Source organism: Bacillus sp. PK6-013 (genome assembly GCF_054161445.1).
Genome location: NZ_CP096417.1, coordinates 718,294 through 732,965 on the forward strand (window position 1 = coordinate 718,294; position 14,672 = coordinate 732,965).

Sequence of the window (14,672 nt, forward strand, 5' to 3'; positions counted from 1 at the left end):
AAGAGCTGTCAGGGTTTTTGACTATAATAGGCTGTATCAATTGAGATTGGAGTGTTATGGATGCAGTCGAAAACAGTTTATCTTTATGCATTTCCTACAATGTCGGATTGGGAATATGGATATTTAATGGCCGAACTGAACTCGGGAAGATATTTCAAAAAAGATGCAGCACCTTTAAAAGTCATGACAATAGGAGTGACTAAAGAAATGGTGACGACGATGGGAGGGCTGCGCATCAAACCGGATATCTCACTTGATGAGTGGACGCTTGCGAGTACGGATCTTTTAATTTTACCCGGAGGGAATACTTGGGGAGAAGAGATTCATCTGCCGATCTTAAAAAAGGCCGGCGAAGCTTTAGAGCTTGGCGCGATGGTTGCCGCAATTTGCGGCGCAACTGCGGGACTGGCGAATAACGGATACTTGAATTCAAGAAAGCATACAAGCAATGACCTGGCATATATGAAAATGGTCTGTCCCCATTATAAAGGAGAACCATTTTATGAGATGGAGCCAGCGGTATCTGATGAGAATCTGGTTACTGCATCAGGAACGGCTCCTCTTGAATTCGCGAGGGAAGTGCTGAAAAAATTAGACGTGTTTGCACCGGATACATTGGATTCATGGTATCAGCTCAATAAGACCGGCCAACCTGAATATTTCTTCACGTTAATGAACTCGATCAATAAGTAGCTCAAAGACCATGAGGAGAACGATGCTTTAGACGCTGGAGGAGCATTTTTTTCGGTGGAAAAGCAAATTTCATGAGGGAAAAGGGTTTTTTATTTTATTTAACACTCTGTTTGGTATGGTATAATCTACCTCGTATAAAAAGCTTTGCTCACTCAAGGGAAGTCTTGCTCATCCCCTTCTGAAAGGGGGTGATAAAAGTGACAGCTTATGAAACAATCTCTTTAATGATTGCTTTTGGCATGCTGATTGCCATGTTGTCAAAGAACACAGAAAAATAGACCGCCCCTTGAGCCTGGAAAGTGATAGGGAGTGGTCTATTTTAGATCAATCTGAGCAAGCCCCTTCGAAGGGCCGGCTTTTTGTACAAGCCGAAGTGTTGGAGCACTTCGCTTCTTAGTATATACAACATGCTTTCTGAGATTACATCTATATCATAAGGAATTTTCATTAATTTGTAAATGGTGATAGCAAATTGTTGTTTTTATGAATCGGAAAGGTATTTTCTGCCCCATTTTGTCTAGCACTGTTTATAACCTTGGGCTCCAACAACCCTTCAGCCTAAGAAAAAGCCCACCCGTTATCACAGACTTTTCACAGGTTTCAGAAGCCAGGCGGGAAGAAAACCGCTAATGCCAATGATCAAAAAACCAATGATCGACAGCAGTGCAATCGCAATGGAAGAGAGCGTTTGCTGAAGGCTGTAAGCCGCGCAGGAAAGCAGCACACCCAATCCTAAGGTGATGAGGAAGACCTTTTGATTCGTGAAAAACAACGTTTCAGATCTTTTGAATTTGATATAAATTAAAGGAAGACCCGTATAGCCTCCTATGATAAGTGTGAACAGCATCGCTAAAATAAACTGAGGTATAGCTGAAACATTGACTCCGAACATTTCTCCAAATGAAGCCGACCAGCTGCTTAACATCACAAATCCTAAAAGATAGAGAATGGATAAAGCCAAATTTTTCATTTAAATCCCTCCACTTGAAAATATACACTATAAGTATTCAAAAGTAAAAGCGGAATAATTATCTTAGTGTTTGAACTAAAAAACTATTGTTTTATTAAGAAAAAATAGTTGAATGGAGTTTCATGGTATTAAAAGAATTTTTGGGAGAATATGCTATAATTAACTTATACATTTAAGGAGCTGTTTAATTTGAAACATTATAAAGGGGATGGCGCGGTATTTCTTGTAATCGGTTTTTGTTTAGGGCTTTTCCTTGGAGTCGTTTTTAATATTTTATCGTATGGTCTTTCTATAGGAATAATGCTTGGATCGTTAATAGATCTTTCTTTTTATATTCGATACAAAAAGATAAACAATAAATAGAGTGATCTTTTAATTAAACATCTATGCCACGTACAGGATTCTAACTATTTGGCTGTCAAGATGAGAGTACTGTTAAATGTTCTATTTGGTTATTTTTTTGACAAAGCATAAAAAATAAATCATACATACTACATTCAATGGACTTAAATGTGTTGGACATTATGTATCACTTTATGATTTTTTTACTTATCTTCAAAATAAAAATAACACCCTTGCGTCTTTTAAGCGAGGGTGTTATTTAATTGCTCTACATTTTAAACTGAGAAATCTTTTCTTGAAGGTCCTACGCTATAACCGCCAGGTCTTCTGATGCTTTGGCGATTTCTGCCGTAATCGATGACTGCTCCTCTGTTAAAGCGGATGAATTGTTTAGGTTTTCGTTTGTGTTCACTGAATAATCGTGCACTTGTTTGACGATATCGCGCATTTGTTTTGTATGTTCTTCAACAGCTTGGATATCATCTTTGATAAGCTGAATATTTGCTGTCACATCATGGATAGATTGATGGATGCTTGTAAAGGACTGCCCCGTTTGTTTGACTTTTTCGATGCCTGTATGTGCAGCTTGCTGGCTGTCTTTCATCGATTCGACTGAATGGGTTATCCCGTCTTGTATTGAGTGGATGGTAGCTGAAATATCAGTCGAAGCATTTTTTGTTTCCTCGGCAAGCTTGCGGACTTCCTCAGCCACGACGGCGAACCCTTTTCCTGATTCACCAGCTCTCGCCGCTTCCACTGGATAATCCCACCTGTATAACAGCTTAAAAACGGTCTTCAGCATCATCCAAAGCAGATTTATAGGAATTTCATATTGACTTTGGGTTGTTTCATTATATAATCTAATTGATAATGAAAATCATTTGAGAAAAGGGGATACAGCATATCATGAAACGTTTTAAATGGTTTGCGCTGTTCGCTGCGCTTTTCCTTGTATTAGCCGCCTGTGGAAATCAAGAGAAAGAACAAGCTGCGGAGAAGAACGACAGCAAAGATTCCTATACTGTAAAGCACGCAATGGGAACAGCGACAATTGACGGCACTCCGAAAAAAGTCGTTGTGCTGACGAATGAAGCGACAGAAGCAGTGCTCGCCCTGGGTGTTAAACCTATCGGCGCCGTTCAATCCTGGCTGGGAGATCCATGGTATGATCATATTAAAGATAAAATGAAAGGCGTAGAGAACGTCGGAACGGAAGCTGCGCCGAATATTGAAAAAATCGCGAGCCTGAACCCTGACCTCATCATCGGCAACAAAATCCGCCAAGAAGAAGTATACGACAAGCTGAAAGCCATCGCGCCGACCGTATTTGCCGAGACATTGTCAGGGGAATGGAAAGACAACTTTAAGCTGACAGCCGAGGCGCTCAATAAAAAAGCAGAAGGCGAAAAAGTCATCGCTGACTTTGACAAGCGTGTTGAAGACATTCATGAAAAGCTCGGCGATAAAGTGAAGCAAAAAGTCTCTCTCGTCCGCTTTACAGATGCCGATACCCGCATCTATCACAAGGGATCGTTTGCCGGAACGGTTTTGGATCAGCTCGGTTTTGCAAGGCCTAAAGGCCAGGAAGCCAACGATCTCGGACAAATGGAAGTGACAAAGGAGCAAATTCCTGATATGGATGGAGACGTGCTTTTTTATTACACGTATGAGACAGGCGATGACAAAGCAAGCGCCATTGAGAAAGACTATATCAACGATCCGCTCTTTAAAAATTTAAGCGTCTCCAAAAAAGGAAACGTCCATAAAGTGAGCGATGCCGTCTGGAATACAGCCGGGGGCGTCCTTGCAGCGAATCTGATGCTTGATGATATCGAAAAATACTTTTTAAAATAATGAAAAAAAAGTCAAACGGATCAGCGCATTCGTTTGGCTTTTTTTGATGCTGCCTTAAGATTAACTCCCTTCTTACGATAAATATAGTATAAAATGACTAACGAGGTTTAAGTTTGATAGGAGGAAAGTCATGAATTTTTGCAAGGAATGTGGAAGGGAACGAACAAAAAATGCGCTGTATTGCAAGCATTGCGGCGCACGGGCGGACGAGGAACGAGCTTCCGATCCGGCGGCGGGGTATCAGCGTGCGATGACACGAAAAAGAATCATCATCATGGCAGCAATCGCGGCCTGCTTGATTTTATTGTTTGCCGGCTATAAAACCGGTGAAGCACTCACTTCAAAGGAAAAACTGATTTCCGATTTTGAAGCTGCCCTCGATCAGAAAGATGCCAAGAAAGCAGCAAAACTGCTTCAATCATCAGACGTGGATCTGGCTGTCACGGAGAAAAACGTCAAGCCGCTCCTCGATTATTTGAAAGAACATCCGGATGAAGAAAAAGAGCTGATCTCATCCTTAAAGAGCGGTGCCGGCCATCCATTGATGACGATCGAAAAAAAGGGCAGACGTTTTTGGATCTATGACAACTATGTCTTGAACACGGCGCCTGTCTATTTAACGGTTAAGACAAACTATAAAGATACCGGCCTGTTTGTTAACGGTGAGAAGGTCATCACAACAGAAAAAGAAAACTTCGAGAAAAAAATCGGCCCGTTTGTTCCCGGTATTTACGAGGTGAAGGCAAAGCTGAAAAGCGGAATCGCCGACCTTGAAAAAGCGGAAAAGGTCACTGCCCTCCAAGGTGATGTGAAGGTTAATGCGGACCTTGACGGGCACATGGCAAAGCTCGTCTTTGGAGAAGGCTATGAAAACTTGAAAGGAACGCTCTGGATCAATGATCAGGAGATGAAGATCAACCCGTTCAAAGGAACTGAATTCGGACCCGTGCTGACTGACGGTTCAATGACTGCTGCGGTTGAGGCGCAATTTCCGTGGGGGAAGCTGAAAAGCGAAAAAACGCCGATTGAAAGCGGGGAAATCGAAGTCAATCTTGCTTCAGACAAGGAATTTATGGATGAGATGATGACCACGGTCGTCAGTCATACAAAAGAAGCAGCAAAGGCCTTTGCAAGCGGCGATGTCAGCGGCATGACACGGGCCGCGACGTCTTATCAAACTAGCCTGAAAGAGGTCACGGACGGGCTGAAAAGCAGCAGCACCTACTATAAAGGCACCTACTTATCTACCGTATTTGATCTTGATTCGTTTCGGCTGTACAAAGAAGACGGGCAATGGAAAACAGAGGTTAAAGGGATTGAAAAGCATAAATCGGCTTATTATGACGACTACAGTGCCCCTGAACTGGAAGAAAACGATAACGGCTATACGTACACACTGGTCTATTCAGAAAGCAAGAAAAAGTGGTTCGTCGAAAAAAGCGATCCTGAAGCCGTTATCAATATCGAACATCAAAAAGAAATCAAAAATGACAATCCGAAGGAATACACATCGGCATGGGCTTCGGCAAAAGGAGCTGTGAACAATGCATCAGCAGATGAAGAGCTCACTGATCAAAAGGTTGCTTCCGCCATTGAAACGTATTTATACGGTCTTCAAGGCGCCATCAACACAAACAATTTCGGCCTTGTCCGCGATAGCTTGAAAGAAGGAAGTCCGCTGTACAACGATCAAAAGAAACTTGTCACTAAACTGCACAGCAGCGGGACGCAGGAAGAAGTTGCAGATTTCAGCGTAAACAGCTGGAAGCAAAACGGGCGGGAGGCAACGATTAAGACAACGGAGAAAATCAATATCATTAAAGGCGGAAAAAAACAGTTAAAAACGTACCATTGGACATATCATGCCTCCATCGAGAACGGACAATTGCTCTTGACGTCAATAGAATAAAAAAAAGCCTTTTTCCTTTGAGGAAAAAGGCTTTTTACTTCACTAAAACAGCCGCCCTAATATAGAGCCTCCGATCCTTCCGAAATATTCAAGAAACAAATCTCCCATGATCCGCACAGACATAAATGTCAGCAAATAGACGATCAGCGTCGCGTAAATCGTATCAACAGCGCCTGCCGCTTTTTCGTGGTAGCTCAAGATGACAGCCGGCGGAATTAAAAAGGCGATACCGCAAAGGGCAAAGAAAAGAATGTATACAAACAAACCCGTTTGCATGAATGATAAGAGCAATGCGGCGAGCAGAAGTGCGACGAAAGGAACAAGCACCGTTCCAAACCGTCCGAGCACTTCCTTAAATGTCGCTTGCACACCTCGAATGCGCACACCTGCGTATGTAAAAACAAATAATAAGAAAATATAAATAGCAAAGGTAAAAGCGGGCTTGACGACGATATCAAAAAATGTCGGCATTGCGTAGGATCGGCCGAATAATCCGGAATAGTCCCCCAGAGAGTCAAAAAAGCCTTTGAGGCCGAAGTAAAACATCAGCGGCACTGTAAGTGCAAAGATCACCATTGTGATGATGCTGTTGAGGACGTGCTGTTCCCCCGCGTTTTTCATTTCGGTATACGGTCGTTTCAATACCTTTAAACAAAAGGAAAAATACATGGAAGACGCTTGTTTCGCCGCCTCCGTGTACCTCGCTGCCTGCGGCGTTTCAGCGGGAGCCTTGCTGTCAGCACTGCCGCCTGCCAAGCTTGCCCCGCACTGTTCACAAAATTTTCCGCCATCTGTTTGATGGCCGCACTTTGAACATGTCATAAAAATAAAATCTCCTTTGAAATAGTTATTTTATCCTATAAAAAATTATTATAAAGGAAAGTGCCGCAAGATGATATTGTTTTTTGAAAGTTTAAGCGGCCAACGTCGGAGGTAAAAATCGATTACCCGTATTACGAAGAAAGGAGTGGTAAACCGTGTTTGCTTTTATCATCCATGTTTTTGTATCATTGTTCGCCGTCACAAATCCGATAGGCAATGTGCCGATCTTTTTGGCGCTCACAGAAGGCTATGAAGCAAAAGAACGCACCGCATTGGCGAGAAAGGCAGCAATTTTATCGTTTCTGATTCTGATCGCGTTTCTCATATTCGGAGAGTTCATCTTCAGGCTTTTTGACATCAACATCCATGCGTTGCGAGTTGCCGGCGGTATTTTTATTTTCGGAATTGCCTACAATCTGCTGAATGCGAAGCAGTCTCATGTTCAGTCGCTCCATCATGATGAACACCGCGAGAGCAAGGAAAAAGAGGATATCTCGGTGACGCCGCTCAGCATTCCGATCATTTCGGGGCCCGGAACGATTGCAACGGTGATGAGCCTTTCGGCCGGCAGCCGCAGCCTGGTTCATTTTGGCTGTATGATCATCGGCATCGCCGCCGTCCTCCTGCTGACGTTTGCGGCTTTTCATTATTCGACGCTGATCAGCAACAAATTGGGGCAGACGGAAATGAATGTGATCACCCGGCTGATGGGCTTGATTTTGGCGGTCGTGGCGGTCGGCATGATCGGCACGGGCTTAAAAGGGATGTTTCCGGTTTTGTCGGGATGATTGGAGAAAAAGCAAAAAAAGCTGCTTTATTCTTTGCAGCTTTTTTTCGATTTATGAAGGTTTCGGCACATGCTCGAAGATTTCTTCGCTTTCCAAAAACGCGATCAGATTGTCAAGCCACTCGCAGTAATCGATCCATTGTTTTGTTTCTGCCAGCAGCTCGTTGATTTTAGCTTCGGTTTCGGGTGAAAGGCCTTCTTCCTCAAGGGCTTCCAACAGCTCTTTTCTGATTTTCTTCCCGATCATCCTGTTCTTTTTGACGACTTTGCTCCAGTTGGCCGTAAACAATGAAATAAACGTTTGGTAATAATCTTGTTCGACATCGTACAAATCTTTGCGGACGCCTTTTTCGAAAACTTTTTCGGCTATATTTAAATCGAGCATTTCGCGGACGACCTGGCTCATTCTCGTTTTGCTCATGCCCGTTTCTTCTGACAGTTCATTTAAAGTCATCGGCTTTCTGTTCATATAGATAATCCCGAGCACGCGGCCGACAGTTGATGATATACCGTACGTATTCATGTTTTCCGCGATTTTTTCTATGAAATGTTCTTCCGCTTGTTTAATCGCCTTTAAAGCGTTTTCCTCCAAAGCACATCATCCCTTCGGGCAGCCAATTTTATTGTCAATATATCATAATTTTGCTAGCGGTTGAAAACACTAAAACGGCAGGAAAATAAAGAAATCGGCCGTAATTTTAAGAATAACCAGCAGATTGATGCCGTTAACATATATTTTTATGTCTTATATATATAATTTAAACACTTTGTAAACTTTTTATTTTACAAAGTGTATTTTATAATAAATGAGATGTTGAAATTTTAAAAAAACAGATGGAGGTGTGCGTTTTGCTGAAGCTAGAAAATGTATCGAAGGTTTATAAAGGCGGAAAAAAAGCGGTCAAGAACATTGATCTTGATATAGCAAAAGGTGAATTTATCGTCTTTATCGGACCGAGCGGCTGCGGGAAGACAACGACGATGAAAATGATCAACCGTTTAATTGAACCGACTTCAGGAAGCATTTACATCGACGGAGAAAACATAATGAATCAGGACCCGGTGGAGCTGCGCCGGAAAATCGGCTATGTCATTCAGCAAATCGGACTCTTTCCCCATATGACGATTCAGCAGAATATCACGCTTGTTCCAAGGCTTTTGAAATGGCCGGAAGAAAAGCGGAAGAAGCGGGCGGAGGAACTGCTTCAGCTCGTTGATATGGGGCCGGAATATTTGAACCGCTATCCTCATGAACTAAGCGGCGGACAGCAGCAGAGAATCGGCGTGCTGCGGGCGCTTGCGGCAGAGCCGCCCCTCATTTTAATGGATGAACCGTTCGGAGCGCTGGACCCGATCACCCGTGATTCGCTTCAGGAAGAGTTCAAAAAGCTGCAGAAATCGCTGGACAAAACGATTGTCTTTGTGACCCACGATATGGATGAAGCGATCAAGCTTGCCGACAGAATTGTGATTCTTCGTGCCGGCGAGATTGTTCAAGTCGGAACGCCTGACGACATTTTGCGGAATCCGGCGGATGAATTCGTTGAGGAGTTCATCGGAAAAGAACGGCTTCTTCAGTCCCGTCCTGACATCGAGCATGTCGAACAAGTGATGAATCCGAATCCGGTCACGATTACGAGTGAAAAAAACCTGACTGAAGCGATTCAAGTGATGAGGGAGCGCCGCGTCGATTCACTGCTTGTTGTGGACGAACGCAATGTCTTAAAAGGATATATCGATGTTGAAATCATCGATCAATACCGGAAAAAAGCCGTCACGGTCGGAGAGGTTGTCAATGAGAATGTCTACTCCGTTCAAAAAGGCACGCTCATCAGAGATACCGTCCGAAAAATTTTGAAAAGAGGATTCAAATATGTTCCCGTTCTTGATGAAGAAGGGCGCCTTGTCGGAATTGTCACAAGGGCAAACCTTGTCGACATCGTGTACGACTCGATTTGGGGAGATGAAGAAACCCTTGTCCAACGTTAAATGCAGGGAGGTGCATCAATCATGAATCAGATCGTCCAATTTCTCCAGAACAACGGCGGGGAAATGCTTTATAAAACATGGGAGCACTTATATATATCCATTTTTGCGGTGCTGCTCGGCATCATTATCGCGGTTCCGCTCGGTGTCGTTTTAACGAGAATGAAAAAAGGAGCCGGCATCGTGATTGGAATTGTTAATATCATTCAAACGCTGCCGAGTTTGGCGATTCTGGCGTTTTTTATTCCGCTCCTCGGAGTGGGAAAGATTCCGGCGATTGTCGCGCTGTTTTTCTATTCAGTCCTACCGATTCTGAGAAACACTTACACGGGCGTAAAAGGCGTCAATCAAAATTTGCTTGAATCAGGAAAGGGAATCGGTATGACTGCATGGGAACAAATCCGCCTGATCGAACTGCCGCTGTCGGTGCCGGTGATCATGGCAGGCATCCGGACTTCCACCGTTTACTTAATCGGCTGGGCGACGCTCGCGGCTTTTATCGGCGGCGGCGGACTCGGCGACTATATTTTTATCGGGCTCAACCTGTACCAGCCTGAGTACATTATCGCCGGAGCGGTGCCGGTTACGATACTGGCCATTGTGATCGACTATATGCTGTCGAAAACCGAAGACAAAGTCACGCCCCAAGGATTAAAAGGGATGAAGGAAGTATCATAAGGAGTTGGCTCTTATGCAAACAAAAAAATTGAGACGGCTCGGCGCCGTCATGCTGGTCTTCTCGCTTTTGATCAGCGGCTGTGCGCTGCCGGGTCTTGGCGGGGCTTCCGATAAAACGATCAAAATCGGGGCGCAAAACCTGACCGAATCCGAAATTCTTGCCAATATGATCTCGCTTTTGATCGAGCATGATACAGATCTCAATACGGTGCTTGTCAAAAACCTCGGCTCAAACTATGTGCAGCACCAGGCCATGCTCGGCGGAGACATCGACATTTCAGCGACGCGTTATTCGGGAACCGATCTGACAAGCACGCTTGGAAGGGAAGCGGAGAAAGACCCGGAAAAAGCGCTTCACATCGTACAGCAGGACTTTAAAAAGAAATTCAACTACAAATGGTTTGATTCTTACGGATTTGACAATACGTACGCTTTTACAGTCACGAAAGAACTCGCTGAAAAAGGGAGCTATGAAACCATATCCGATCTGAAAAAAGACGCGGATAAACTGAAGCTTGGCGTTGACAATGCCTGGCTGAAACGAAAAGGCGACGGATATCCGGGATTTAAACAGAAATACGGATTTTCATTCGGCTCGACCTTTCCAATGCAGATCGGACTCGTTTATGACGCCGTCAAAAACGGCAAAATGGATATCGTTCTTGCCTATTCAACGGACGGCAGGATCAAAGCCTATGATTTAAAGCTGTTAAAAGACGATAAACGCTTTTTCCCGCCGTATGACTGTTCGCCGGTCGTGCCGGAAAAAGTGCTGAAGGAACATCCAGAGCTTAAAGAGACCATCAATAAACTGATCGGAAAAATCGATACCGAAACGATGCAGGAGCTCAATTACGAAGTTGATGGAAAACTGAAAGAGCCTTCTGTCGTCGCGGCCGAATTTTTAAAGAAGCACAATTATTTTGAGTAAAAGGAGGGGCTGACAAATGGAAGTGCTGCAGCAGCTTTGGACGTATTATGCGCAAAACGGGAGCTATGTGCTGGGGGAATTTTACCGACACTTTTTAATGTCGGCATACGGCGTATTATTCGCCGCCGTCGTCGGCATCCCTGTTGGTATTTTCATCGCCAGATACCGGAAGATCAGCAAATGGGTCTTTTCCATCACCAATGTCATTCAAACGATTCCGGCGCTTGCGATGCTCGCCGTCTTGATGCTAGTCATGGGACTCGGCGCCAACACGGTGATTCTATCATTGTTTTTGTATTCGCTTTTGCCGATTATTCGAAACACATATACGGGAATCGTCAGCATTGAGCACGCCTACCTTGAATCAGGGAAGGCGATGGGCATGACGAAATTTCAAGTGCTCCGGATGGTGGAGCTTCCGCTCGCTTTGTCGGTCATTATGGCAGGGCTCAGAACCGCGCTCGTCATCGCGATCGGCATCACGGCCATCGGCACGTTTGTCGGCGCTGGCGGCCTCGGGGACATCATTGTCAGGGGGTCAAACGCGACCAACGGAACAGCGATCATTCTGGCAGGCGCGATCCCGACGGCACTGATGGCGATCATCGCCGATCTGTTCATGGGATGGCTTGAACGTGCGCTGAGCCCCGTTAAGCATCATAAAGGCAAGACGCCGAATCCGGATGCCGCTTAAATGGCAGCCGAAAAAAGCCGAATTTCTGCTAAAGAGAAATTCGGCTTTTTATGATTGGCGTTTTTTCGCTTCATTGACCAAAAAATGAAAGTATTGTTCGAGGTTGAGCAGGTCTTCGCGGGACAAGCAGTCCCATTTTCCGGGCTCAAACAGCCACAGATCTTCGACGCCATGCTTGGCCGCGATGTCCTGCATCGTGACATAGCCGCGCGGTTGTTCGCGAATCTCGTCAGCCCTCATATAACCGGCAATATCCATGAGCTGCTCGTACGGCATTTTCAGAGCATCGGCCAATTTTCTGATCGTCGCGGGCTTTGGAACGCCGCGGTGGCCGTTTTCGATTCTGGAAATGGCAGCGGCGCTCACACCGGCATACATAGCAAGCTGATTAACAGACAGGCTTCTTTGTTCCCTCAGCTCTTTGAGTCGTTCGCCGAACATTGTCATCGCCATCTCCCCCGCAAATTCATGATATAAACAGTTTAATACAAATGTTGACTAAAGGAAATACTTAGACAGGAAAAATATTGACAAAAGTTAACATAAGGGATAAAATAACAGCAGGGTCGAAAACAGACGAAAATGATAAAAAGGGGGGCGTGCGCTGCGGAGAAGGTATTCAGTTTTTGTTTCGGCTGCTTGCTTCCTGCACGAGAAAGTCGAAATATTTGTCCAGGTTTTCGATGTCTTTCTTTGAGAGCACCTTCCACTTTTCGCTGTCAAACAGAGAAAGATCCTCTAAATCGTACTGTGTAACGATGTCGTAAATGGAATCGTAGCTGCTTCTTGCTTCCTGGACTGTAGATGCGCTGATATAGCCTGCGGATGCCATCAGTTCCTCATACGGGACTTTCAAAGCGTCCGCCAGTTTTCTGATCGTCGCCGGCTTCGGCACGCCGCGCTTTCCGTTTTCAATTCGCGAAATGCCGGCCGAACTGACGCCGGAATACATCGCCAGCTGATTGACGGTCAGTTTTTTCCGTTCCCTTAATTGTCGTAAATGGTATCCAAAGTTCGTCATGGCCAAAACCTCGCAATCTCTTATTATAAAATATTTTAGTACGAATATTGCCTATAGGAAACATATGGATGATAAAAGTATTGACAAAAGTTAACAAATCGTTTATGTTCAATATAGACAAAAAGAAACATAAGAGATTAGAAAGGGGAGTAATCATGGTAAAAAAGATTCATATCAAAAGAGATTTTGTTCTCCAGTATATGATTGAACACAATCTCTCCTTAAATCAGCTTGCCATTGAAATCGGCGTATCCCCGGCGACTCTGAGCAGAGTTTTAAATGGCGAAAGGAGGCCCGGACAGCTTGTGATCGGAAAGATGATTCAGTATTTCAACAAAAAATTTGAAGATCTCTTTTATTATAAAGATGTTGACAAATGTCAATAAACAAAGGAAAAAAGGAGGCTTTTCAAACGTGAAAAATACGGGAATTGTCCGGAGAATCGATGAGCTCGGCAGAGTCGTTCTCCCGGTCGAAATGCGCAGGGTGCTGAATATCAATGAAAAGGACCCGCTCGAAATATACACCGACGGAGAAAACATCATTTTGACAAAATACGCCGCCAACATGGCATGCTTGATGACCGGCGACATCACCACCAAAAATAAAACGTATGCGGGCGGCAAAATCGTACTCAGCCCAAGGGGAGCAGAAATGCTGCTGGAAGATATGATGGCGGCCTTGTCAGAAAAATGATTACATATTCCGCCTGATAGGGAGCATAGCCGCTCCTTTTTTTTGTATACCTTATTCAGGCGCTGGGAAAAAATAAAAAAAGCTGTTCGAAACGCTCGTGACATGCGCTTGCTTTTCATGTAAAATAAAACTATTGTCAGCCAGTTTGTCTGGAGGTGTAGGTTATGGCCGCATTTTTAACGGTCTTATTAGTGATTGTAAGTATCGTACTGATCGTTGTCGTTTTACTGCAATCCGGCAAAAGCGCCGGATTATCAGGCGCAATTTCCGGCGGAGCCGAGCAGCTTTTCGGAAAGCAGAAAGCAAGAGGACTTGATTTGATTCTCCACCGGATGACGGTCGTTTTAACCGTGCTTTTCTTTTTCTTAACGATTGCGCTTGCTTACTTTGTATAAGACAATGAAGCATGAGGTCTGATGTTCAAGTCAGGCCTTTTTCCTATTTGCAGGTCTTTGTATGAAGAGACCGGCCGATTGATAAAGTTTGTTTCAAGACTAAACGTGGAAGAATACATATGAAAAGGAGACAGTGAATCATGAAAATCGTCAAACCACAACCTTTCACATTTAAAGGCGGAAAAAAAGCCGTCCTGCTGCTGCACGGATTTACCGGCAACACGGCGGACGTGAGAATGCTCGGAAGATATTTGAATGAAAAAGGCTACACATGCCATGCGCCCCAATATAAAGGCCACGGCGTGCCTCCGGAAGAACTTCTTTCTACAGGGCCGGAAGACTGGTGGAAAGATGTCATGAACGGGTATGAATATTTGAAATCGGAAGGGTATGAACAAATCGCCGCTTGCGGTCTGTCTCTCGGAGGGGTTTTTTCATTGAAATTGGGTTACACTGTACCCATAAAGGGAATTGTTCCAATGTGCGCGCCGATGTATATCAAAAGCGAAGAGACGATGTACGAGGGTGTGCTTGAGTATGCACGCAATTATAAGAAATTTGAAGGCAAGACAGCGGAACAGATTGACGCTGAGATGGAAGAATTCAAAAAAACGCCGATGAACACGTTGAAAGCACTGCAGGATTTGATTGCCGATGTCAGAGAGCATGTGGACATGATCTATTCGCCTACATTTGTCGTGCAGGCGCGCCACGATCATATGATTAATACGGACAGCGCGAACATCATCTACAATGAAGTTGAAACGGATGATAAGCAGCTGAAATGGTATGAAGAATCCGGTCATGCCATCACATTGGATAAAGAACGCGAAGCACTGCACAAGGATGTGTATCAATTTTTAGAAACGCTGGATTGGCAGACATAAGGAGGTC

The 14,672-nt window shown here is 44.4% G+C and carries 18 protein-coding genes and 1 pseudogene; 13 read left to right on the forward strand and 6 right to left on the reverse strand.

Going from position 1 to position 14,672, the window contains the following annotated elements; all coding sequences use genetic code 11:
• Positions 1 to 60: 60 nt before the first annotated feature.
• Positions 61 to 693, forward strand: coding sequence for a type 1 glutamine amidotransferase family protein (locus tag M1E03_RS03530; RefSeq protein WP_023856321.1), 633 nt, complete (start codon positions 61 to 63; stop codon positions 691 to 693).
• A gap of 197 nt (positions 694 to 890) precedes the next feature.
• Positions 891 to 971, forward strand: coding sequence for a putative holin-like toxin (locus M1E03_RS03535; RefSeq protein ID WP_023856320.1), 81 nt, complete (start codon positions 891 to 893; stop codon positions 969 to 971).
• A 302-nt stretch (positions 972 to 1,273) separates the two neighbouring features.
• On the opposite strand, the gene M1E03_RS03540 is transcribed toward M1E03_RS03535, so the two are convergent.
• Together M1E03_RS03540 and M1E03_RS03545 are read right to left on the reverse strand one after the other, a co-directional pair.
• The gene (locus M1E03_RS03540; RefSeq protein ID WP_020452999.1) at positions 1,274 to 1,663 is read right to left on the reverse strand and encodes a hypothetical protein; all 390 of its coding nucleotides are present in this window, start codon (positions 1,661 to 1,663) and stop codon (positions 1,274 to 1,276) included.
• Positions 1,664 to 2,309: 646 nt separating this feature from the next.
• A pseudogene (locus tag M1E03_RS03545) lies at positions 2,310 to 2,762 on the reverse strand (methyl-accepting chemotaxis protein); the annotation flags it as partial.
• 149 nt (positions 2,763 to 2,911) lie between these two features.
• Here M1E03_RS03545 and M1E03_RS03550 point away from each other — a divergent pair.
• Together M1E03_RS03550 and M1E03_RS03555 are read left to right on the forward strand one after the other, a co-directional pair.
• On the forward strand, positions 2,912 to 3,859 hold the full coding sequence (locus M1E03_RS03550) for an ABC transporter substrate-binding protein (protein ID WP_035337722.1): 948 nt from the start codon (positions 2,912 to 2,914) through the stop codon (positions 3,857 to 3,859).
• Positions 3,860 to 3,989: 130 nt separating this feature from the next.
• Positions 3,990 to 5,768: a zinc ribbon domain-containing protein gene (locus M1E03_RS03555; protein WP_145654556.1), complete on the forward strand. Its 1,779-nt coding sequence runs from the start codon at positions 3,990 to 3,992 to the stop codon at positions 5,766 to 5,768.
• 42 nt (positions 5,769 to 5,810) lie between these two features.
• On the opposite strand, the gene M1E03_RS03560 is transcribed toward M1E03_RS03555, so the two are convergent.
• Complete coding sequence (locus tag M1E03_RS03560; RefSeq protein WP_026580124.1) at positions 5,811 to 6,590, reverse strand: zinc ribbon domain-containing protein; 780 nt, start codon at positions 6,588 to 6,590, stop codon at positions 5,811 to 5,813.
• A gap of 155 nt (positions 6,591 to 6,745) precedes the next feature.
• Between M1E03_RS03560 and M1E03_RS03565 the strand changes: the two genes are divergently transcribed.
• Positions 6,746 to 7,378 (forward strand): NAAT family transporter, encoded by a 633-nt coding sequence (locus M1E03_RS03565; protein WP_035337719.1) that lies wholly within the window; start codon positions 6,746 to 6,748, stop codon positions 7,376 to 7,378.
• Positions 7,379 to 7,429: 51 nt separating this feature from the next.
• Here the strand turns inward: M1E03_RS03565 and M1E03_RS03570 are convergent, their stop codons facing one another.
• The gene (locus M1E03_RS03570) at positions 7,430 to 7,969 is read right to left on the reverse strand and encodes a GbsR/MarR family transcriptional regulator (RefSeq protein ID WP_026580123.1); all 540 of its coding nucleotides are present in this window, start codon (positions 7,967 to 7,969) and stop codon (positions 7,430 to 7,432) included.
• Between the two features lie 257 nt (positions 7,970 to 8,226).
• Here M1E03_RS03570 and M1E03_RS03575 point away from each other — a divergent pair, with 257 nt between their 5' ends.
• Genes M1E03_RS03575 through M1E03_RS03590 form a run of 4 tightly spaced genes read left to right on the forward strand, consistent with a single transcriptional unit; the run spans position 8,227 to position 11,666 of the window.
• Positions 8,227 to 9,366, forward strand: a complete 1,140-nt coding sequence (locus M1E03_RS03575) for a betaine/proline/choline family ABC transporter ATP-binding protein (RefSeq protein ID WP_145654555.1) — start codon at positions 8,227 to 8,229, stop codon at positions 9,364 to 9,366.
• 21 nt (positions 9,367 to 9,387) lie between these two features.
• Positions 9,388 to 10,041: an ABC transporter permease gene (locus tag M1E03_RS03580; protein WP_145654554.1), complete on the forward strand. Its 654-nt coding sequence runs from the start codon at positions 9,388 to 9,390 to the stop codon at positions 10,039 to 10,041.
• 13 nt (positions 10,042 to 10,054) lie between these two features.
• Complete coding sequence (opuCC, locus tag M1E03_RS03585) at positions 10,055 to 10,972, forward strand: osmoprotectant ABC transporter substrate-binding lipoprotein OpuCC (protein ID WP_458110677.1); 918 nt, start codon at positions 10,055 to 10,057, stop codon at positions 10,970 to 10,972.
• Between the two features lie 16 nt (positions 10,973 to 10,988).
• Positions 10,989 to 11,666 (forward strand): ABC transporter permease, encoded by a 678-nt coding sequence (locus tag M1E03_RS03590; RefSeq protein ID WP_020452989.1) that lies wholly within the window; start codon positions 10,989 to 10,991, stop codon positions 11,664 to 11,666.
• A 48-nt stretch (positions 11,667 to 11,714) separates the two neighbouring features.
• Here the strand turns inward: M1E03_RS03590 and M1E03_RS03595 are convergent, their stop codons facing one another.
• On the reverse strand, positions 11,715 to 12,113 hold the full coding sequence (locus M1E03_RS03595; RefSeq protein WP_023856314.1) for a helix-turn-helix domain-containing protein: 399 nt from the start codon (positions 12,111 to 12,113) through the stop codon (positions 11,715 to 11,717).
• 172 nt (positions 12,114 to 12,285) lie between these two features.
• Entirely contained in the window at positions 12,286 to 12,687 is a 402-nt protein-coding gene (locus tag M1E03_RS03600; protein ID WP_026580121.1) for a transcriptional regulator, read from the reverse strand.
• Between the two features lie 152 nt (positions 12,688 to 12,839).
• Here M1E03_RS03600 and M1E03_RS03605 point away from each other — a divergent pair, with 152 nt between their 5' ends.
• From M1E03_RS03605 to M1E03_RS03620, 4 genes are all read left to right on the forward strand, one after another.
• Positions 12,840 to 13,073 (forward strand): helix-turn-helix domain-containing protein, encoded by a 234-nt coding sequence (locus M1E03_RS03605; RefSeq protein WP_164470226.1) that lies wholly within the window; start codon positions 12,840 to 12,842, stop codon positions 13,071 to 13,073.
• A 28-nt stretch (positions 13,074 to 13,101) separates the two neighbouring features.
• Positions 13,102 to 13,383 carry an AbrB/MazE/SpoVT family DNA-binding domain-containing protein gene (locus M1E03_RS03610; RefSeq protein WP_020452985.1) on the forward strand — a complete coding sequence of 94 codons (282 nt, stop codon included), beginning with the start codon at positions 13,102 to 13,104 and terminating at the stop codon, positions 13,381 to 13,383.
• A 164-nt stretch (positions 13,384 to 13,547) separates the two neighbouring features.
• Entirely contained in the window at positions 13,548 to 13,778 is a 231-nt protein-coding gene (secG, locus tag M1E03_RS03615; RefSeq protein ID WP_003185418.1) for a preprotein translocase subunit SecG, read from the forward strand.
• A gap of 140 nt (positions 13,779 to 13,918) precedes the next feature.
• The gene (locus tag M1E03_RS03620) at positions 13,919 to 14,665 is read left to right on the forward strand and encodes an alpha/beta hydrolase (protein WP_035337713.1); all 747 of its coding nucleotides are present in this window, start codon (positions 13,919 to 13,921) and stop codon (positions 14,663 to 14,665) included.
• Positions 14,666 to 14,672 lie beyond the last annotated feature (7 nt).

What these genes read in the sequence shown, in the direction of transcription:
- M1E03_RS03530 (WP_023856321.1), top strand. Translation starts at nt 61, where the DNA reads ATGCAGTCGAAAACAGTTTATCTTTATGCATTTCCTACAATGTCGGAT.
- M1E03_RS03540 (WP_020452999.1), bottom strand. Translation starts at nt 1,663, where the DNA reads ATGAAAAATTTGGCTTTATCCATTCTCTATCTTTTAGGATTTGTGATG.
- M1E03_RS03550 (WP_035337722.1), top strand. Translation starts at nt 2,912, where the DNA reads ATGAAACGTTTTAAATGGTTTGCGCTGTTCGCTGCGCTTTTCCTTGTA.
- M1E03_RS03555 (WP_145654556.1), top strand. Translation starts at nt 3,990, where the DNA reads ATGAATTTTTGCAAGGAATGTGGAAGGGAACGAACAAAAAATGCGCTG.
- M1E03_RS03560 (WP_026580124.1), bottom strand. Translation starts at nt 6,590, where the DNA reads ATGACATGTTCAAAGTGCGGCCATCAAACAGATGGCGGAAAATTTTGT.
- M1E03_RS03580 (WP_145654554.1), top strand. Translation starts at nt 9,388, where the DNA reads ATGAATCAGATCGTCCAATTTCTCCAGAACAACGGCGGGGAAATGCTT.
- opuCC (WP_458110677.1), top strand. Translation starts at nt 10,055, where the DNA reads ATGCAAACAAAAAAATTGAGACGGCTCGGCGCCGTCATGCTGGTCTTC.
- M1E03_RS03590 (WP_020452989.1), top strand. Translation starts at nt 10,989, where the DNA reads ATGGAAGTGCTGCAGCAGCTTTGGACGTATTATGCGCAAAACGGGAGC.
- M1E03_RS03595 (WP_023856314.1), bottom strand. Translation starts at nt 12,113, where the DNA reads ATGACAATGTTCGGCGAACGACTCAAAGAGCTGAGGGAACAAAGAAGC.
- M1E03_RS03600 (WP_026580121.1), bottom strand. Translation starts at nt 12,687, where the DNA reads ATGACGAACTTTGGATACCATTTACGACAATTAAGGGAACGGAAAAAA.
- secG (WP_003185418.1), top strand. Translation starts at nt 13,548, where the DNA reads ATGGCCGCATTTTTAACGGTCTTATTAGTGATTGTAAGTATCGTACTG.
- M1E03_RS03620 (WP_035337713.1), top strand. Translation starts at nt 13,919, where the DNA reads ATGAAAATCGTCAAACCACAACCTTTCACATTTAAAGGCGGAAAAAAA.